General features: G+C 71.3%; 13 protein-coding genes. 11 read left to right on the top strand and 2 right to left on the bottom strand.

Features of this window, described 5'->3' with window-relative positions; translation table 11 throughout:
• Positions 1 to 23: 23 nt before the first annotated feature.
• Genes IE97_RS0104580 through IE97_RS0104565 form a run of 4 tightly spaced genes read left to right on the top strand, consistent with a single transcriptional unit; the run spans position 24 to position 7,128 of the window.
• Positions 24 to 2,228, top strand: a complete 2,205-nt coding sequence (locus IE97_RS0104580) for a sialidase family protein (RefSeq protein ID WP_030231430.1) — start codon at positions 24 to 26, stop codon at positions 2,226 to 2,228.
• Positions 2,228 to 4,195: a beta-galactosidase gene (locus IE97_RS0104575; RefSeq protein ID WP_030231428.1), complete on the top strand. Its 1,968-nt coding sequence runs from the start codon at positions 2,228 to 2,230 to the stop codon at positions 4,193 to 4,195. The genes IE97_RS0104580 and IE97_RS0104575 overlap by 1 nt, the downstream gene beginning before the upstream one ends.
• Complete coding sequence (locus tag IE97_RS0104570) at positions 4,192 to 6,381, top strand: glycosyl hydrolase family 95 catalytic domain-containing protein (protein WP_030231426.1); 2,190 nt, start codon at positions 4,192 to 4,194, stop codon at positions 6,379 to 6,381. The genes IE97_RS0104575 and IE97_RS0104570 overlap by 4 nt, the downstream gene beginning before the upstream one ends.
• A 33-nt stretch (positions 6,382 to 6,414) precedes the next feature.
• Positions 6,415 to 7,128: a glycoside hydrolase family 12 protein gene (locus IE97_RS0104565; protein WP_030231422.1), complete on the top strand. Its 714-nt coding sequence runs from the start codon at positions 6,415 to 6,417 to the stop codon at positions 7,126 to 7,128.
• A 66-nt stretch (positions 7,129 to 7,194) separates the two neighbouring features.
• On the opposite strand, the gene IE97_RS0104560 is transcribed toward IE97_RS0104565, so the two are convergent.
• Positions 7,195 to 9,237, bottom strand: coding sequence for a TIM-barrel domain-containing protein (locus IE97_RS0104560; protein ID WP_030231412.1), 2,043 nt, complete (start codon positions 9,235 to 9,237; stop codon positions 7,195 to 7,197).
• Between the two features lie 96 nt (positions 9,238 to 9,333).
• A complete protein-coding gene (locus IE97_RS0104555) occupies positions 9,334 to 10,347 on the bottom strand; it encodes a LacI family DNA-binding transcriptional regulator (protein WP_030231408.1) in 1,014 nt (337 codons plus the stop codon).
• A 288-nt stretch (positions 10,348 to 10,635) separates the two neighbouring features.
• On the opposite strand from IE97_RS0104555, the gene IE97_RS0104550 reads away from it, so the two are divergent.
• The 7 genes from IE97_RS0104550 to IE97_RS0104520 all read left to right on the top strand — a co-directional run bounded on the left by IE97_RS0104550 (position 10,636) and on the right by IE97_RS0104520 (position 20,026).
• Entirely contained in the window at positions 10,636 to 12,573 is a 1,938-nt protein-coding gene (locus IE97_RS0104550; RefSeq protein ID WP_030231405.1) for an acyl-CoA dehydrogenase family protein, read from the top strand.
• 112 nt (positions 12,574 to 12,685) lie between these two features.
• Positions 12,686 to 13,942, top strand: a complete 1,257-nt coding sequence (gene dxr, locus IE97_RS0104545) for a 1-deoxy-D-xylulose-5-phosphate reductoisomerase (protein WP_030231400.1) — start codon at positions 12,686 to 12,688, stop codon at positions 13,940 to 13,942.
• Positions 13,943 to 13,950: 8 nt separating this feature from the next.
• Positions 13,951 to 15,243 carry a M50 family metallopeptidase gene (locus IE97_RS0104540; RefSeq protein WP_106975296.1) on the top strand — a complete coding sequence of 431 codons (1,293 nt, stop codon included), beginning with the start codon at positions 13,951 to 13,953 and terminating at the stop codon, positions 15,241 to 15,243.
• 204 nt (positions 15,244 to 15,447) lie between these two features.
• On the top strand, positions 15,448 to 16,605 hold the full coding sequence (gene ispG, locus IE97_RS0104535) for a flavodoxin-dependent (E)-4-hydroxy-3-methylbut-2-enyl-diphosphate synthase (protein WP_030231394.1): 1,158 nt from the start codon (positions 15,448 to 15,450) through the stop codon (positions 16,603 to 16,605).
• 177 nt (positions 16,606 to 16,782) lie between these two features.
• Positions 16,783 to 17,631, top strand: a complete 849-nt coding sequence (locus IE97_RS0104530; RefSeq protein WP_030231391.1) for a GNAT family N-acetyltransferase — start codon at positions 16,783 to 16,785, stop codon at positions 17,629 to 17,631.
• A gap of 90 nt (positions 17,632 to 17,721) precedes the next feature.
• Entirely contained in the window at positions 17,722 to 18,252 is a 531-nt protein-coding gene (locus tag IE97_RS0104525; RefSeq protein ID WP_030231386.1) for a GNAT family N-acetyltransferase, read from the top strand.
• A 73-nt stretch (positions 18,253 to 18,325) separates the two neighbouring features.
• Positions 18,326 to 20,026, top strand: coding sequence for a proline--tRNA ligase (locus IE97_RS0104520; RefSeq protein ID WP_030231384.1), 1,701 nt, complete (start codon positions 18,326 to 18,328; stop codon positions 20,024 to 20,026).
• Positions 20,027 to 20,125 lie beyond the last annotated feature (99 nt).

Raw genomic sequence — 20,125 nt, 5'->3', positions numbered from 1 at the left:
CCTTCGCAAAGACGAGGTATGTCATGCACGCGTCCCGCCCCAGCAGAAGAACCGTCCTGGCCGGGACCGCGGCCGCCGCCGCGCTCACCGCCGTCCCCGTCCAGCCCGGGCGGGCACACGCCGCCGGAGCGGCTGCCTCCGCCGGCCAGGCCTACCGCTGGCGCAACGCCGTCCAGGGCGGCACCGGATTCATCACCGGCGTCCTCTTCCACCCCTCCGTCCGCGGACTCGCCTACGCCCGGACCGACATCGGCGGCGCCTACCGCTGGGACGACCGGACCGACCGGTGGGTCCCGCTCACCGACCACATCGGCTGGGACGACTGGAACCTGCTCGGCGTGGAGGCCATGGCCGTCGACCCGGCGCATCCGAACCGGCTGTACCTCGCCCTCGGGACGTACACGCAGTCCTGGGCCGGCAACGGGGCCGTGCTGCGGTCCGAGGACCGGGGAGCCACCTGGAAACGCACCGACCTCGGCGTGAAGCTCGGGGCCAACGAGGACGGACGTGGCTGCGGCGAGCGGCTGCTCGTCGACCCCCGGGACAGCGACACGCTGTGGCTCGGCACCCGGCACGACGGACTGCTCAAGTCATCCGACCGGGGTGCCACTTGGAAGGCCGTGAGCTTCCCGGCCGCGCCCGGCGCCACCGGCCAGGGCGTCACCCTCCTGGTCGCGGCCGGCCGTACGGTCTACGCCGGCTGGGGCGACTCCGACGGCACCTCCGCGAACCTCTACAGGACCTCGGACGGCACGACCTGGGAGGCCGTCCCCGGGCAGCCCGCCGGTGCCGCCGCCAAGGTACCGATCCGGGCCGCCTACGACCGGCACACCCGCGAGCTGTACGTGACGTACGCCAACGCTCCAGGACCCAACGGCCAGTCCGACGGCAGCGTGCACAAAATGCGCACCGTAGGCGGGAAGTGGACCGAGGTCACCCCGGTGAAGCCGGGGGGCACGACGGCCGACGGTTCCGCCGACACCTTCGGCTACGGCGGTGTCGCCGTCGACGCCCGCCGCCCCGGCACGCTCGTCGTCTCGACCAACAACCGCTGGGCCGACGTCGACACCGTGTACCGCTCCACCGACGGCGGCCGCACCTGGACGTCCCTGAAGGACAAGGCCGTCTTCGACGTCTCCGAGACGCACTACCTCAAGTGGGGCGCCGACAAGCCCAAGTTCGGCTGGTGGATCCAGGCCGTCGGCCTCGACCCGTACGACTCCGAACACATCGTCTACGGCACCGGCGCGACCCTGTACGGCACCCGCGACCTCAGGCACTGGGCGCCGGAAATCCGCGGTCTGGAGGAGGCCTCCGTACGCCGGTTGATCTCGCCTCCGACCGGGGAGGCGCACCTGATCAGCGGCTCCGGGGACATCGGGGTCATGTACCACGAGCGGCTCACCGCCTCCCCGTCGCGCGGCATGGCGTCGAACCCGGTGTTCGGCACGGCGACGGGGCTCGCGCTGGCCGCGGCCAGGCCGTCCTACGTCGTCCGGGCCGGCTGGGGTGACCACGGCAACGGCGCCTGGTCGAACGACGGGGGCAAGACCTGGGCGCCCTTCAAGGCCCAGCCGGAGGTGGCCAAGTCCGCGCCGGGGCCGATCGCCGCCAACGCCGACGGCAGCGTGCTGCTGTGGTCCTTCGGAACGGGCGACCCGGGCTACCGCTCCGCGGACAACGGCGCCACCTGGTCCGAGGTCGCCTCCTTCCCGCAGGGGGCCACCCCGGTGGCGGACCCCGTGGACCCGGCCCGCTTCTACGCCTTCGACACCACGACCGGCACCCTGCACACCAGCACCGACGGCGGCCTGACCTTCACCGCGCGGGCTACCGGCCTCAGCTCGGGCGACAGCGAGTTCCAGCTGGCCGTGGCGCCCGGGCGCTCCGGCGACCTGTGGCTCAGCCTGAAGTCGAACGGGCTGTACCGGTCGACGGACGGCGGTGCCACCTTCAGCAAGGTCGCGAGCTGCTGGGCCTCCTACACCCTCGGCTTCGGCAAGGCCGCCGAGGGCGCCTCCTACCCGGCGGTCTACATGGTCGGCTCCACCGAGAGCATCACCGCCGTGTACCGCTCCGACGACGAGGCGAAGACCTGGACACGGATCAACGACGACCGGCACCAGTGGGGCTGGATCGGCGCGTGCATCAGCGGCGATCCGCGTGTGTACGGCCGGGTCTACCTCGGCACCAACGGACGCGGCGTGCAGTACGGGGAGCCCGTCTGATGCCCGACCTGAGTGATGCGACCAGAGGCCGCCTCCTCTTCGGTGGCGACTACAACCCGGAGCAGTGGCCGGAGGCGACCTGGCACGAGGACGTCCGGCTGATGAAGGACGCCGGCGTCAACTCCGTCACCCTCGGGGTCTTCTCCTGGTCGAAGCTGGAACCGGAGCCCGGGGCACGCGAGTTCGGCTGGCTGGACACGCTGACGGACCTGATGCACGACAACGGCATCGGCGTCGTGCTGGCCACGCCCACGTCCTCGCCCCCGCCCTGGATGGGGCGGCTGCACCCCGACACCCTGCCCGTCACCGAGGACGGCCGCACCGAGTGGTGGGGCGGACGCCAGCACTTCTCCCACTCCAGCGCCACCTACCGGCGCTACGCAGCCGCCATCACCGAGGACCTGGCGGCCCGCTACGGCGGCCACCCGTCCCTCACCATGTGGCACATCAACAACGAGTACTGCACCCTCGACCACGGCGACGAGGCCGCGGCCGCCTTCCGCCGCTGGCTGCGGGAGAAGTACGGCACGCTCGACGCCCTCAACGAGGCCTGGGGCACCGCCTTCTGGAGCCAGGGCTATGACACCTGGGACGGCATCCTGCCGCCCCGCCTGCCCCACTACATGCGCAACCCCGCTCAGATGCTGGACTTCCGGCGCTTCACCTCCGACATGCTCCTGGAGTGCTACGCCGCCGAACGGGACATCGTCCGGCGGCACACCCCGCACCTCCCGGTCACCAGCAACTTCATGCCGCTGTGGTTCGGGCAGGACGCCTGGCGCTGGGCGGGGGAGGAGGACGTCGTCTCCGTCGACCTCTACCCGGACCCGCGTGACCCGCTCGGCGCCCAGAGCGGCGCCCTCGTCCAGGACATGACCCGCTCCCAGGCCCGCGGGCCGTGGATGCTCATGGAACAGGCGGCCGGGCCGGTCAACTGGCGGGGCGTGAACCACCCCAAGCCGCGCGGCCTCAACCGGCTCTGGTCCCTCCAGGCCGTGGCCCGGGGCGCCGACGCCGTCTGCTACTTCCAGTGGCGGCAGTCCCGGCAGGGCGCGGAGAAGTTCCACTCCGGCATGGTCAGCCACGCGGGGGAGGAGGGCCGCACCTTCCAGGAGGTCAAGCGCCTCGGTGCGGAGCTGGCACGGATCGCCCCGGAGGTGACCGGCCGGCCCATCACCGCGGACATCGCCGTCCTGCACGACTGGCACTCCTGGTGGGCCGGCGCCCAGGACGGCCGCCTCTCCAGCCGGGTGGACTACCCGGACGTGCTGCGCGCCTGGCACCGGGCCCTGTGGCAGGCGCACCTCACCACCGACTTCGCCCACCCGGAGCACGACCTGACGTCGTACCGGGTGGTCGTCGTGCCGCAGCTGTACGCGCTCACCGACGCGGCCGTCGACAACCTCCTCGGCCATGTACGGCAGGGCGGCACCCTCGTCTGCGGCTTCCAGACCGGCGTCGCCGACGAGGACGACCGGGTGCGGCCCGGCGGCATGGACGCCCGGCTGCGCGAGCTGTTCGGCATCCGCACCCTGCACGAGTGGTGGCCGCTCGACGCGGGGGAGACCGTCGCCTGCGAGGGCCTGCACGGCACGCTGTGGTCCGAGGAACTGGAGCCCGACGGCACCGCCGAGGAGACCGTCGCGTACCAGGGCGGCGAACTCGACGGACTGCCCGCGATCCTGCGCAAGGGCCGGGCCTGGTACGTCTCCACGCTCCCGGAACCCGGGGCGCTGCGCGACCTGCTGGCCCGGATCGCCGGCGGCGCGGGCGTCCGGCCGGTCCTCGACGGCCTCCCCGAACAGGTCGAGGCCGTACGCCGGGGCGAGCTGCTGTTCGTGCTCAACCACGGCCGCGAGCCGGTCGCCGTCGACGTGCCCGGTACCCACCACGACCTGCTCACGGGGGACACCGTCACGGACCGGATCACTCTCGGCCGCTACGGGACGGCGGTGCTGCGCCCGTGACCGGCTCGGCACCCGTCCACGGCACGTGGGAGCCGCACCCGGCCCTCCGCTGGGAGGACGGTTTCCTGAGCGGCAACGGCCACCACGGCGCCCTGGTGTTCGGGGATCCGGACATCGAGCGGGTCATCGTCACCCATCACACCCTGGTACGCCCCAACGGCAGGGACGACCGGCCCCCACAGCTCGCCGCCGGCCTCCCCGCCCTCCAGGACCGCCTCCTGGCCGGCGACACGACCGCCGCCGAAGGCTTCACGGACGGCCGGCCGCTGCAGTGGGTGCAGCCCTTCCACCCCGCGTTCCAGGTGCGGCTGCGACGGTCACAGGGCGACTGTCACGACTACCGGCGTGACGTCGACTTCACCACCGGTGTCGTGCGGGCGTCCTGCGCCGGATGGGAGAGCCGGGTCTTCGTCTCCCGCGCCGACGACGTGATCGTCCAGCAGGTCACCGGTCCCGCCCTCACCCTCGTCATCGACCTGGACCACCGGCTGCCCGGCGCCCCCGCCGGACTGGGCGTCGGCCACGGAGCCGTCCTCACCCCCGAGGGTGCCCTGCTGAGCCTGCGCGCCCGCTACCCGGACAGCGACCGGGCCTGCACCGGCGTCACCCTGGTCGTCGTCACGGGCGGCACGACGACCCTCGTGCCCCCGGGGCTGCACGCGGCCGGAGCCCGCTCCGTGCTGCTCCTCACCCGGGTCCACCGGCACACCGGCGAACTCGACGTCGTCCAGGAGGGGCGTGCGCTGAGCGACCTGCCGCACGGGTTCGACGAGCTCCTCGGCCGGCACGTCGCCCTCCACCGCACGGCCTACCAGCGCGTCACCCTCGATCTGGCCGCCGACCCCGCCGAACGCGCCCTGCCGGGCACGGAGCTGCTGCGACGGCCCCGGAGCGCGGCCCTGCTGGAGCGGCTGTTCGCGGCCGGCCGCTACCACCTGCTGTCCGCCGGCGGCCTCTTCCCGCCCCGCCTGACCGGACTGTGGACCGGCGACTGGAACACCGCCTGGTCGGGCGCCTTCACCAACGACGCCAACCTCAACCTCCAGACCGCCTCGGCCGCTGCCGCCGCCCTCCCCGAGGTCACCGAGGCCCACGCCCGTCTCGTCCACCGCCAGCTCCCCGACTGGCGCGACAACGCCCGCGCGGTCTTCGGCGCCCGGGGCGTGGTCGCCCCCGCCCACACCGACGGCGAGTCGGGCCACGCGTACCACTACAGCCGCGAGTACCCGCTGCACCTGTGGACCGCCGGCGCCGACTGGCTGCTCAAACCGCTCGTCGACCACGACGAGACCCACGGCACCCGCGACCCCCGCACCGCCGCCGCCCTCGCCGAAGTCGCCCTGTTCTACGAGGACTTCCTCACCAGGACCGACGAGAACGGGCAGCTCGTCGTCGTCCCCTCCTACTCACCCGAGAACCGGCCCGCGAACGCGAGCTGGGGCACCCTCAACGCCGCCATGGACCTCTCCGCGGCCCGCCACGCCCTGCGCACGGCCGCCGCCTACCACCCCGGCCCCGACGCCGACCGCTGGAACGCCCTCGCCGACCGGCTCCCGCCGCACCGCGTCAACGAGGACGGCGCCCTCGCCGAATGGGCCTGGCCGGGCCTCGAGGACTCCTACGACCACCGCCACCTCAGCCACCTCTACGGCGTCTGGCCGCTCGACGAGATCACCCCGTACGACACCCCCGGCCTGGCGGCCGCAGCCCACCGCGCCCTCGAACTGCGCGGCGCCGAGAACGACTCCGCGCACGGCCATCTGCACCACGCCCTCGTCGCGGCCCGGCTCAGGGACGCCGACCGCGTCGCCCACACCCTCGGCCAGGTCCTCGACGGCGACTTCTTCCACGCCTCCCTGATGAGCGCCCACTACCCGAAGCGCGACGTCTACAACGCCGACGCCGCGCACACCCTGCCCGCCGTGCTGATCGAGACGCTCGTGCAGTCCACCCCCGACCGGCTGGTGCTGCTGCCCGCGCTGCCGGCGGCGTACCCCAGCGGCGCACTGCGCGGTGTACGGACCCGGTTCGGGGCCGGGATCGACCTCACCTGGTCCCCGGAAGGCGCCACCGCCGTCATCCGGCCGGACCGCACCCACCGCGTCGACCTGCGGACTTCCTCCGGCTCGGAATCCCTCCACCTCGTCGCCGGAGAAGACCACGTCCTCACCCTGAGGACGTGGTAGCCCGCCCATCCCCCCACCCATGGAAGGGACACCATGGCATCACGCACCCTGAGCAGGATCACCAAGGTTCTGCTCGCCCCCGCCCTGGCACTCGGCGCCACCGTCGGGCTCGCCTCCGCCCCCGCCTCCGCCGCCGTCTGGAACTCCTGCGACCAGTGGGGCAACGCCAGCCTGAACGGCTACACGCTCTACAACAACATCTGGGGCTCCGGTGCCGGCAGCCAGTGCGTCTGGGCCAACTCCGGCACCAACTGGGGCGTCTGGGCCGACCACCCCAACACCGGCGGCATCAAGTCCTACCCGAACTCCAAGAAGGTGATCAACAAGACGATCACCTCCCTCTCCTCGCTGACCAGCAACTACAACGTCACGGTCCCGTCGTCCGGCGCGTACAACACGTCGTACGACATCTGGGACACCGACTACGACTACGAGATCATGCTCTGGGTCAACCACAACGGCGCTGTCGGACCGCTCGGCACCTCCCAGGGCAGCGTCACCCTCGGCGGCCACACCTGGAACGTCTACAAGGGCAGCAACGGGGCCAACGAGGTCTTTTCGTTCCTGCGGACGTCCGACTCCAGCTCCGGCAGCGTCAACATCCTGCCGATCCTGAAGTGGATCAAGGACACGAAGAGGTGGATGGGCAACGAGACCATCGGTGACGTGCAGTTCGGCTACGAGATCACCTCGTCCTCCGGCGGCCTGAACTTCACCACCAACAACCTGACGGTCAGCGGCGGCTGACCTGGAAGCAGGCGAGTCGCGCGGGGGCGGCCGGAGCCCGTTCGCTCCGGCCGCCCCGTCGCGCGGCTACTCCGCTACAGGCAGCCGCGCCCCGTCCCGCAGGAACAGCGGGATCCGGTCCAGCGGGGCGTCGACCGTCACGGCCCGGCCGCCCTCGTACGTCTCACCCGTCCAGGCGTCCGTCCAGGAGGCCCCCGCCGGCAGGTACGCCGTGCGCGCGGTGGCGCCGGCGGTCAGCACCGGGGCGACCAGCAGGTCCGGACCGAACAGGTAGGAGTCGTCGACCGACCAGGTGGCCTGGTCGTCCGGGAACTCCAGGAACAGCGGCCGCATCACCGGCAGGCCCTCCTCGTGGGCCGCGTGCATGACGTCCAGCACGTACGGCTTGAGCCGCTCGCGCAGCCGCAGGTACTTCTCCAGGACGGCCGCGGCCTCCTCGCCGTAGGACCACACCTCGTTCGGGCCGCCGGTCATCTCCGGGCCCAGCGGCATCCCGGGATCGCGGAAGCCGTGCAGACGCATCAGCGGGGACAGCGCGCCGAACTGGAACCAGCGGACCATCACCTCCCGGTACGCCGGGTCGTCCGGGTCGCCGCCGTGGAAGCCGCCGATGTCGGTGTTCCACCACGGGATGCCCGACAGGGCGGTGTTGAGCCCGGCCGCGATCTGCCGGCGCAGGGTCGGGAAGTCCGTGCCGATGTCGCCGGACCACAGGGCGGCCCCGTAGCGCTGACTGCCCGCCCACGCCGAGCGGTTGAGGCTGACCACCTCCTCCTCACCGGTGGCGACCAGGCCCTCGTAGAAGGTGCGGGCGTTCTCGGCCGGGTAGATGTTGCCGACCTCCAGACCCGGGCCCGCCCAGTACCGCAGGTTCTCCTGGAAGCCCGGCTTCAGCTCCGGCTCGCAGGCGTCCAGCCAGAACGCGGTGATGCCGTACGGGTCGAGGTAGTTCTCCTTCACCTTCGACCACACGAACGCGCGGGCGTCCGGGTTGGTCGCGTCGTAGAAGGCCACCTGGACCGTGGACGCGACCCCCTTGTCCGGCCAGTCGGCGTGCGCCATCGGCCCGTACTGGGTGCCGATGAAGTACCCGCGCTGTTCCATGACCGGATGGTTCTCGCTCAGCGGCGACACGGACGGCCAGACGCTGACCACCAGCTTGATGCCGAGTTCCGCCAGCTCGCGCACCATCGCCGCCGGGTCCGGCCACTCCTCCGGGTCGAACTTCCACTCCCCGAGGTGCGTCCAGTGGAAGAAGTCGCACACGATCGCCGAGATGGGCAGGCCCCGCCGCTTGTACTCCCGGGCGACCTCCATCAGTTCGTCCTGGGTGCGGTAGCGCAGCTTGCACTGCCAGAAGCCCGCCGCCCACTCCGGCAGCATCGGGGTGCGGCCGGTCACCGCGCTGTAGCGGCGCTGGGCGGCGGCCGGGTCACCCGCCGTGATCCAGTAGTCGATCTGCCGGGCCGAGTCGGCGACCCACCGGGTGCCGTTGTGCGCCAGCTCCACGCGGCCGATCGCGGGGTTGTTCCACAGCAGGGTGTAGCCGCGGCTGGAGGTCAGCACCGGGATGCCGACCTCGGCGTTGCGCTGGACCAGGTCCAGCACCAGGCCCTTCTGGTCGAGACGCCCGTGCTGGTGCTGGCCCAGGCCGTACAGCTTCTCGTCGTCGTACGCGGCGAAGCGCTGCTCCAGGCGGTGGTGGCCGTTGCCGACGGCCGTGTAGAGGCGGGAGCCGGGCCACCAGAAGTGGGCGCGGTCCTCGGCGAGCAGTTCGGCCGAGTCCTCCGTCCGCAGGAAGCGGACCAGGCCCTCGGCGTTCACCTCGACGGTGAGCGCGCCGACGGTCAGCCGGCCGCGCCCGTCCTCGGTCTTCACGGTGGACGGCGTGGCGGGAGCCTCCTCGAGGAGCGCGCCCGGGAGCCCGTCGAGCACCGGGCCACCGAGCCGGGCCCGCACCCGGACCGCGTCCGGACCCCACGGCTCGATCCGTACGGTCTCCTGGCGACCGCTCCACTCCAGCGCGCCGTCCCGCTCGCGGAACGTGCCGACGGTGGGGGAAGACTGCGCCAGGCTCACCTGGGGCTGGGTTTCAGCAGGCTGGTTCACGCGGGCTCTCCTGTGTTCCTTAAGGAGTGCGGACATGGGGGTGCCCTTGAGGGGAGGGCGGTGCTGGAAAAAGGGCCTGATGAGGAGAGGAGGGGTTTACGGCCGGCTCGGCGCCGGCCCCGTGCTCGCCCGGACCGTCAGCTCGGGCGCGATCAGCACGACCTCGTCGCTGCCACGCCCCTCCAGCTTGGCGACCAGGTGTTCCACGGCGTGCCGGCCCATCTCCTGCGCGGGGATGGCGACCGACGTCAGCCGCACCGAAGCCTGCGTCGCGACCTGGTCGGGGCAGATCGCGACCACCGAGACGTCCTCGGGCACGGCCCGGCCCTGCTGCCGCAGGAGCGCGAGCAGCGGCTCGACCGCCGACTCGTTCTGCACGATGATTCCCGAGGTGGCCGGGCGTTCGTCGAGGATCCGGGCGAGGGTCACGGCCATCGCGTCGTACCCGCCCTCGCACGGCCGGTGCAGCAGCCGCACGCCCAGCTCCCGCGAGCGGGACCGGAGCCCGTCCAGGGTGCGCTCGGCGAAGCCGGTGTGCCGTTCGTAGACCGCCGGGGCCTCACCGATGAGGGCGATGTCCTGGTGCCCCTGCTCCGCCAGGTGCTCCACGCACAGCACGCCCGTCGCCCTGAAGTCCAGATCGACGCAGGTCAGGCCGGCGGTGTCGGCGGGCAGCCCGATCAGTACGGACGGCTGGTCCGTCGCGCGCAGCAGCGGCAGCCGCTCGTCGTCGAGTTCGACGTCCATCAGGATCATCCCGTCGGCGAGCCCGCTGCCCGCGACGCGGCGCACCGCGTCGGGCCCCTCCTCACCGGTGAGCAGCAGCACGTCGTACCCGTGCGTGCGGGCGGAGGTCGCCACCGCGATGGCGATCTCCATCATCACCGGCACGTACATGTCCGTGCGCAGTGGGATCATCAGCGCGATGATGTTCGACCTGCTGCTGGCCAGGGCGCGGGCCCCGGCGTTCGGGTGGTACCCGAGCTCGCGGATGCTCTCCTCGACCCGCTGCCGGGTGTTTGCGGAGATGGACCGCTTGCCGCTGAGGACATAGCTCACCGTGCTCGCCGAGACTCCGGCGTGCTGGGCGACCTCGGCGAGGGTGACCATCCAGCTCTCCAAGCTTTGTGAAGCGCTTCGACGATGCGCCATGTTGATGTGGGCGAGTGAGGGTGGTTCGACAGTAGCCCCAGCGCGAGTGGGTGTCCATAGGCTGTCGAAGCGCTTCGATACCTATTTCGGGGGCGCGGTCCGGTCTCCCGGACCGCGCCCCGCCCCTTCGGCTGAACGGACGCGCGAAGACTGGTGGGAGCGTCCGTATTCGGGTACCAACGATCCAGTAGCACTGGTCGGTAACGTACGGTCCTCAACATCCCTAGTTGCGGCGAGGTGCCCCTCATGTCCGCTTCCACTCCCTCTTCCCGTCCCGCCGTCACCGAGCGGGAGGCCCGCGAGGTGGCGGAGGCCGCCCGGGAACAGCACTGGCGCAAGCCCAGCTTCGCCAAGGAGCTGTTCCTCGGCCGCTTCCGGCTCGACCTCATCCATCCTCACCCCCTGCCGGCCGACGAGGCGGCCCAGCGCGGCGAGGAGTTCCTCGCCAAGCTCCGCGACTTCGTCGAGACGAAGGTCGACGGGGCCCTCATCGAGCGCGAGGCCCGGATCCCCGACGAGGTGATCGACGGGCTGAAGGAACTCGGCGCCTTCGGCATGAAGATCGCCACCAAGTACGGCGGTCTCGGCCTCACGCAGGTGTACTACAACAAGGCGCTCGCGCTGGTCGGCTCCGCCAGCCCCGCGATCGGCGTGCTGCTGTCCGCGCACCAGTCGATCGGCGTACCCCAGCCGCTGAAGCTGTTCGGCACCGATGAGCAGCGGGAGCGCTTCCTGCCGCGCTGCGCCCGCACGGACATCAGCGCCTTCCTGCTGACCGAGCCCGACGTCGGCTCCGACCCGGCCCGCCTCGCCACCACCGCGGTGCCGGACGGCGACGACTACGTCCTCGACGGCGTGAAGCTGTGGACCACCAACGGCGTCGTCGCCGACCTGCTGGTCGTGATGGCCCGGGTGCCGAAGAGCGAGGGCCACCGCGGCGGCATCACCGCCTTCGTCGTGGAGACCAACTCGCCCGGCGTCACCGTCGAGAACCGCAACGCCTTCATGGGCCTGCGGGGCATCGAGAACGGCGTCACCCGCTTCCACCAGGTCCGCGTGCCCGCCGCCAACCGCGTCGGCGAGGAGGGCCAGGGCCTGAAGATCGCCCTGACCACGCTGAACACGGGGCGGCTGTCGCTGCCCGCCTCCTGCGTGGCGGCCGGCAAGTGGTGCCTGAAGATCGCCCGGGAGTGGTCGGCGGCCCGTGAGCAGTGGGGCAAGCCGGTCGCGCACCACGAGGCGGTCGGCTCCAAGATCTCCTTCATCGCGGCCACCACCTTCGCCCTGGAGGCCGTGACGGACCTGGCCTCCCAGATGGCCGACGAGGACCGCAACGACATCCGCATCGAAGGTGCCCTCGCCAAGCTGTACGCCTCCGAGATGGCCTGGACGATGGCCGACGAGCTCGTCCAGATCCGCGGCGGCCGCGGCTTCGAGACGGCCGAGTCCCTCAGGGCCCGCGGCGAGCGCGGCGTCCCCGCCGAGCAACTCCTGCGGGACCTGCGCATCAATCGCATCTTCGAGGGCTCGACCGAGATCATGCACCTGCTGATCGCCCGCGAGGCCGTCGACGCCCACCTCTCGGTCGCCGGTGACCTCATCGACCCCGAGAAGTCCCTCGGAGACAAGGCGAAGGCGGGCGCGAACGCGGGCGTCTTCTACGCCAAGTGGCTCCCCAGGCTGGTCGCGGGACCGGGCCGGCTCCCCACCTCCTACGGCGAGTTCAAGCACGGCGTGGACCTCTCCGGGCACCTGCGCTACGTCGAGCGCACCGCCCGCAAACTGGCCCGTTCCACCTTCTACGGCATGTCCCGCTGGCAGGGCCGGATGGAGTCCAAGCAGGGCTTCCTGGGCCGGATCGTCGACATCGGCGCCGAGCTGTTCGCCATGAGCGCGGCCTGCGTCCGCGCCGAACTCCTGCGCAGCCAGGGCGACCACGGCCGCGAGGCCTACCAGCTCGCCGATGTCTTCTGCCGCCAGTCCCGGATCCGGATCGAGGAACTCTTCAACCGTCTGTGGACCAACACCGACGACCTCGACCGGAAGGTCGTCAAGGGCGTCCTCTCCGGCACGTACGAGTGGCTGGAGCAGGGCATCATCGACCCGTCGACCGACGGGCCGTGGATCGCGGACGCGACACCGGGACCGTCCCAGCGGGAGAACGTGCACCGGCCGATCCGGTGAACCCTCACGGGGCGCGGGTCGCTGCGGCTCGCGCCCCCCGCGAAGGGGACGCGCTGTCCTCCGAAGGGGACGCGCTGTCCTCACACACGATGCTTGCGGCAACAATGGAGGAATGAGCGACAGTCCAGCCCCCCTCGCCGACCCGCACCTCGTCTACGACCCGGTGGCGGGCGACGGCCCGAAGGACGTGGTGATCCTCGGCTCCACCGGGTCCATCGGCACGCAGGCCATCGACCTCGTGCTGCGCAACCCCGGCCGGTTCCGGGTCACCGGCCTCTCGGCCAACGGCGGCCGGGTCGCCCTCCTCGCCGAGCAGGCGTACCGGCTGCGGGCGCGCACCGTCGCCGTGGCCCGCGAGGACGTCGTACCGGCCCTGCGCGAGGCGCTCACCGCGCAGTACGGCACCGGCGAGCCGCTCCCCGAGATCCTCGCCGGCCCGGACGCCGCCACCCAGCTGGCCGCCTCCGACTGCCACACCGTCCTGAACGGCATCACGGGCTCCATCGGCCTCGCCCCCACCCTCGCCGCCCTGGAGGCGGGCCGCACCCTCGCGCTCGCCAACAAGGAGTCGCTCATCGTGGGCGGCCCGCTGGTCAAGGCCCTCGCCAAGCCGGGGCAGATCATCCCGGTCGACTCCGAGCACGCCGCCCTCTTCCAGGCCCTGGCCGCCGGCACCCGCGCCGACGTCCGCAAGCTGGTCGTCACCGCCTCCGGGGGCCCCTTCCGCGGCCGTACGAAGGCCGATCTGGCGAGCGTGACCGTCGAGGACGCCCTCGCGCACCCCACCTGGGCCATGGGCCCGGTCATCACGATCAACTCCGCGACCCTCGTCAACAAGGGCCTGGAGGTCATCGAGGCGCACCTCCTCTACGACATTCCCTTCGACCGCATTGAGGTCGTCGTGCATCCCCAGTCGTATGTCCACTCGATGGTTGAGTTCACGGATGGATCGACACTGGCCCAGGCGACCCCGCCCGACATGCGCGGGCCCATCGCCATCGGCATCGGCTGGCCCGAGCGCGTCCCCGACGCGGCGCCCACCTTCGACTGGAGCAAGGCCTCGACCTGGGAGTTCTTCCCGCTCGACAACGAGGCCTTCCCCTCGGTGAACCTCGCCCGGCACGTCGGCGAGCTCGCGGGCACCGCCCCGGCGGTGTTCAATGCGGCCAACGAGGAGTGCGTGGAGGCGTTCCGCCAGGGCGCACTGCCCTTCAACGGGATCATGGACACCGTCACCCGGGTCGTCGAGGAGCACGGCACCCCGCGTACGGGAACCTCACTCACCGTGTCGGACGTCCTCGAAGCGGAGACCTGGGCGCGGACCCGGGCCCGGGAACTGGCGGCACAGACGGCGGAGGCCCGTGCATGACGACCCTGATGTTCATCCTCGGCATAGGTCTCTTCGTGATCGGCCTGCTCTTCTCGATCGCGTGGCACGAGCTGGGGCATCTGTCGTTCGCCAAGCTGTTCGGGATCCGCGTGCCGCAGTACATGGTCGGCTTCGGCCCGACGCTCTGGTCACGGCACAAGGGCGAGACCGAGTACGGCATCAAGGCCATCCCGTTCGGCGGCTACATCCGCATGATCGGCATGTTCCCGCCCGGCCCCGACGGCCGCCTGGAGGCCCGCTCCACCTCACCGTGGCGCGGCATGATCGAGGACGCCCGCAGCGCCGCCTACGAGGAGCTCAGGCCGGGCGACGAGAACCGGCTGTTCTACACGCGCGCCCCCTGGAAGCGCGTGATCGTGATGTTCGCCGGCCCCGCCATGAACCTGGTCCTGGCGGTGGCGCTGTTCCTCACCGTCCTGATGGGCTTCGGCATCACCCAGCAGACCAACACGGTCAGCTCGGTCTCCCAGTGCGTCATCGCACAGAGCGAGAACCGCGACAAGTGTGAGAAGGGCGACCCGGCCAGCCCCGCCGCGGCGGCCGGTCTCAAGGCGGGCGACAAGATCGTCTCCTTCAACGGAGTGAAGACCGAGGACTGGAACAAGCTGTCCGACCTCATCCGCGCCGCCCCCGGCAAGGAGGTGCCGATCGTCGTCGAGCGCAAGGGCCAGGACGTCACCCTGCAGGCGAAGATCGCCACCAACCAGGTCGCCAAGAAGGACTCCAGCGGACAGATCGTCGAGGGGCAGTACGTCCAGGCCGGCTTCCTCGGCTTCAGCGCCGCCACCGGCGTGGTCAAGCAGGACTTCGGCGACTCCGTGACCTGGATGGGCGACCGGATCGGGGAGGCCGTCGACTCCCTCGCCGCCCTGCCCGGCAAGATCCCGGCCCTGTGGAACGCCGCCTTCGACGGCGCCGAGCGCGAGGCCGACTCCCCGATGGGCGTGGTCGGCGCGGCCCGCGTCGGCGGCGAGATCTTCACCCTCGACATCCCGCCCACCCAGCAGCTGGCCATGGCCCTCATGCTGGTCGCCGGCTTCAACCTCTCCCTGTTCCTCTTCAACATGCTCCCGCTGCTGCCGCTCGACGGCGGCCACATCGCGGGCGCCCTGTGGGAGTCGCTGCGCCGCAACATCGCCAAGGTGCTGCGCCGGCCGGACCCCGGCCCCTTCGACGTGGCGAAGCTCATGCCGGTCGCCTACGTCGTCGCCGGGATCTTCATCTGCTTCACGATCCTGGTCCTGATCGCGGACGTGGTGAACCCGGTGCGAATCTCCTAGTCACGCGCAGTTCACGGCGGCCCGGCACGATGGGGGTCCCCACGCTCGAGCGAAGCCGGGAGTGGGGGAGTGCCGGGCCGCCTCCCATTGAGTGGCAACGCGGGTGGGATGTGCCCGGGCCACAGCATGTGCCGTAATCTCGAAGCTCGGAGCCCGCTGCTCACGGGACCGGACCTTGATCCACGACTTGGGGTTGCACAGCAGATGACTGCGATTTCTCTCGGCATGCCGTCCGTTCCGACCAAGCTCGCCGAGCGCCGGAAGAGCCGGCAGATCCAGGTCGGACCCGTGGCGGTCGGCGGAGACGCCCCCGTCTCGGTGCAGTCGATGACGACCACGCGGACGTCCGACATCGGCGCGACCCTCCAGCAGATCGCCGAACTCACCGCCTCCGGCTGCCAGATCGTCCGCGTCGCCTGCCCCACCCAGGACGACGCCGACGCCCTCGCCACCATCGCCCGCAAGTCGCAGATCCCGGTCATCGCCGACATCCACTTCCAGCCCAAGTACGTCTTCGCCGCGATCGAGGCCGGCTGCGCGGCGGTCCGCGTCAACCCCGGCAACATCAAGCAGTTCGACGACAAGGTCAAGGAGATCGCCAAGGCGGCCCGCGACCACGGCACCCCGATCCGCATCGGCGTCAACGCCGGCTCCCTCGACAAGCGCCTCCTGCAGAAGTACGGCAAGGCGACCCCCGAGGCCCTGGTCGAGTCGGCCCTGTGGGAGGCGTCCCTCTTCGAGGAGCACGACTTCCGGGACATCAAGATCTCCGTCAAGCACAACGACCCGGTCATCATGATCGAGGCGTACAAGCAGCTCGCCGCGCAGTGCGACTACCCGCTGCACCTCGGCGTGACGGAGGCGGGCCCGGCCTTCCAGGGCACCATCAAGTCGGCGGTCGCCTTCGGCGCGCTGCTCAGCCAGGGCATCGGCGACACGATCAGGGTGTCGCTCAGCGCGCCCCCGGCCGAGGAGGTCAAGGTCGGCATCCAGATCCTGGAGTCGCTGAACCTGCGCCAGCGCGGCCTCGAGATCGTCTCCTGCCCCTCCTGCGGCCGCGCCCAGGTCGACGTCTACAAGCTGGCCGAAGAGGTCACGGCCGGCCTCACCGGTATGGACGTCCCGCTCCGCGTCGCCGTCATGGGCTGCGTCGTCAACGGCCCCGGCGAGGCCCGCGAGGCCGACCTCGGCGTCGCCTCCGGCAACGGCAAGGGCCAGATCTTCGTCAAGGGCGAGGTCATCAAGACCGTCCCCGAGTCCAAGATCGTGGAAACTCTCATCGAAGAGGCCATGAAGCTGGCCGAGCAGATGGAGAAGGACGGCATCACCTCGGGCGAGCCTTCGGTAGCGGTCGCGGGCTGACTCTGTCGACGCCGGTTGGCCCCGCGCCCCTTCTTGGGGGCGCGGGGAACTGCGCGACCAGCCACAGACAACCCGCAGTCGCCCGCCGGCCAGAAGCCCCGAGCTCCAAGGCGCCCCGCCCAAGCAGCGCAGCTATAGTGCGGGGATCAGCCGACCCCAGTGTGTGAGGCCCCGCACGTGTTGACGCAGACCACCTCCCGGGTCCTCGAACCGAGCGACCTGGACGCCGCGCTCGCCGTACTCGACCGTGAGCCGGTCGCGAACGCCTTCGTGGCGTCACGGGTACAGATCGCCGGTCTCGACCCGTGGCGGCTCGGCGGAGAGATGTGGGGCTGGTACGAGGACGGCATGCTGACGTCCCTGTGCTACGCGGGCGCCAACCTGGTCCCGATCTGCGCCGGCCCGCGGGCCGTCCGCGCCTTCGCCGACCGCGCCCGCCGGGCCGGCCGCCGCTGTTCCTCCATAGTCGGCCCCGCCGGACCCACGTCCGACCTGTGGCGGCTGCTGGAACCCTCATGGGGTCCGGCCCGTGAGGTCCGCCGCCACCAGCCCCTCATGGTCACCGACCGCCTGCCGGACGGCACAGCCCCGGATCCCTACGTCCGTCGAGTCCGCAAAGACGAGATGGAGAAGATCATGCCGGCGTGTGTGGCGATGTTCACCGAGGAGGTCGGCGTCTCCCCGCTCGCCGGCGACGGCGGCCTCCTCTACCAGGCCCGCGTCGCCGAACTCGTCGGCTCCGGACGCGCCTTCGCCCGCTTCGACGCGGACGGCAAGGTCGTCTTCAAGGCCGAGATCGGCGCCGCGACGGACCGCGCCTGCCAGATCCAGGGCGTATGGGTGGCCCCCGAGTACCGGGGCACCGGCCTGGCCGCCCCCGGCATGGCAGCGGTCCTGCGCTACGCCCTGGCTGACGTCGCCCCGGTCGTCAGCCTCTACGTCAACGACTTCAACACGGCGGCCCGCAGGGCGTACCAGAGGGTGGGATTCCAGGAAGTGGGCGCCTTCATGAGCGTCCTGTTCTGAAAACGCCCGAGGCATGCGGGGAACGGAGCCGGCAGCCCCATGCGACCCGAGCCCGGCAACGACCGCGAACTCCCCTGTAGGCTCCCGGCCATGGACCTCGTGATCGGCCCACTCGACCTCTCCGCCCACGTGGACGAGGCCCTGGCCGTCCAAGCCGTCGCCTTCGGCCTCGGCCCCGACGAAGTCGCCGTGCGCCGCCAGATCGTCCTGCGGCACATGACCTACCCCGGCGCCCGTGCCCTCGGCGCGACCGCCGGCGGCAACCTGGTCGGCTTCGTCTACGGCATGCCCAACGACCGCACCCACTGGTGGTCCACCGTCGTGCAGCCCTACCTCAGAGCGAACCACAACGACCACTGGCTCGACGATTCCTTCGTGATCACGGAACTGCACGTCCACCCCGGCTACCAGAACCGCGGCATCGGCCGCTCCTTGATCACCACGATCACCGACGGCGCCACCGAACCCCGCTCGATCCTCTCCGCGATCGACACCGAGAGCCCCGCGCGCGCCCTCTACCGTTCCCTCGGCTACCAGGACCTGGCCCGCCAGGTCCTCTTCCCGAGCGCCCCGAAGCCGTACGCGGTGATGGGAGCCCCGCTCCCCCTGCTCCGCCGCTAACCGATTTCCACCGCCGCGCACCCCCCGGATAACCTCCTGCCATCACCTACTCGGCAGCAGGAGCAGAAGAGCCATGGCGAACGTACCGGTCCAGCGCATGTCCCAGTTGATGGCGAAGACGCTGCGCGACGACCCGGCCGACGCCGAGGTCCTCAGCCACAAGCTCCTCGTCCGCGCCGGGTACGTGCGCCGTACCGCCGCCGGCGTCTGGAGCTGGCTGCCGCTCGGCAAGCGGGTCCTTGCCAACGTGGAGCGCGTCGTCCGCGAGGAGATGGACGCCATCGGCGCCCAGGAGGTGCTGCTCCCCGCGATCCTGCCGCGCGAGCCCTACGACGCCACCGGACGCTGGGACGAGTACGGCCCCGAGCTGTTCCGCCTCCAGGACCGCAAGGGCGGCGACTACCTCCTCGGTCCCACCCACGAGGAGATCTTCACCCTGCTGGTGAAGGACCAGGCGTCGTCCTACAAGGACCTGCCGGTGATCCTCTACCAGATCCAGAACAAGTACCGCGACGAGGCCCGGCCCCGCGCCGGCATCCTGCGCGGCCGCGAGTTCCTGATGAAGGACTCCTACTCCTTCGACACCGAGGACGAGGGCCTCGCCCGCTCCTACGCCCTGCACCGCGAGGCCTACCAGCGGATCTTCGCGCGCCTCGGCCTCGACTACCGCATCTGTGCCGCCACCGCCGGCGCGATGGGCGGCTCCAAGTCCGAGGAGTTCCTCGCCCCGGCCGAAGCCGGTGAGGACACCTTCGCCGACTGCCCGAACTGCGACTTCGCGGCCAACACCGAGGCGATCACGTACGAGCTGAAGCCCGTCGACGCCTCGGACGTGCCGGCCGCCGAGGACATCCCGACCCCCGACACCCCCACCATCGAGACCCTCGCCGCCTCCCTCGGCGTCCCGGCCTCCGCCACGCTGAAGAACCTGCTCGTCAAGGTCGACGGTGAGATCGTCGCCGTCGGCGTTCCCGGCGACCGCGAGGTGGACATGGACAAGGTCGAGGCGTACTTCGCCCCGGCCGCAGTCGAACTGGTCACGGAGACGGACTTCGCGGCCCGCACCGACCTGGTCCGCGGCTACGTCGGACCGCAGGGCCTCGACAAGGTCACCTACATCGCCGACCCCCGGGTCGCCCCGGGCACGGCCTGGATCACCGGCGCCAACAAGGCCGACACGCACACCAAGAACGTCGTCGCGGGCCGCGACTTCGAGGTCGACCAGTACGTCGACGTCGTGGTCGTGCAGGAGGGCGACCCCTGCCCCACGTGCGGCACCGGCCTCGTCCTCGACCGCGCCATCGAGATCGGCCACATCTTCCAGCTCGGCCGCAAGTACGCCGACGCCCTCAAGCTCGACGTCCTCGGCCAGAACGGCAAGCCGGTCCGCGTCACCATGGGCTCCTACGGCATCGGCGTCTCCCGCGCGGTCGCGGCCCTCGCCGAGCAGAGCGCCGACGACAAGGGCCTGTGCTGGCCCAAGGAGGTCGCCCCGGCCGACGTCCACGTGGTCGCCGCCGGCAAGGCCCTCCAGACCGAACTGGCCCTCGACATCTCCGGGAAGCTCGCCGCGGCCGGTGTCCGCGTCCTGGTCGACGACCGTGCCGGCGTCTCCCCGGGCGTCAAGTTCACGGACTCCGAGCTGATCGGCGTCCCGCAGATCCTGGTGGCCGGCCGGCGCGCGGCCGACGGCGTGGTGGAACTGAAGGACCGCCGCACCGGTGAGCGCGAGGAGCTCACGGTCGAGGAGGCGGTGGCCCGCCTCACGGCGTGATCCTGCGGGGTCGGGGCCGGGACCTGGACCGTGGGGCCTGCCCGCCCCGCTCCTGACTGTCAGGTATCCGGCGTCGGTGCTGGGGGCGGGTGGGCCCGC

Source organism: Streptomyces sp. NRRL S-455, assembly GCF_000717875.1.
Lineage (GTDB): Bacteria > Actinomycetota > Actinomycetes > Streptomycetales > Streptomycetaceae > Streptomyces.
Note: the sequence above shows the minus strand (reverse complement) of the source record. Positions and strands in the feature narration are given on the sequence as shown.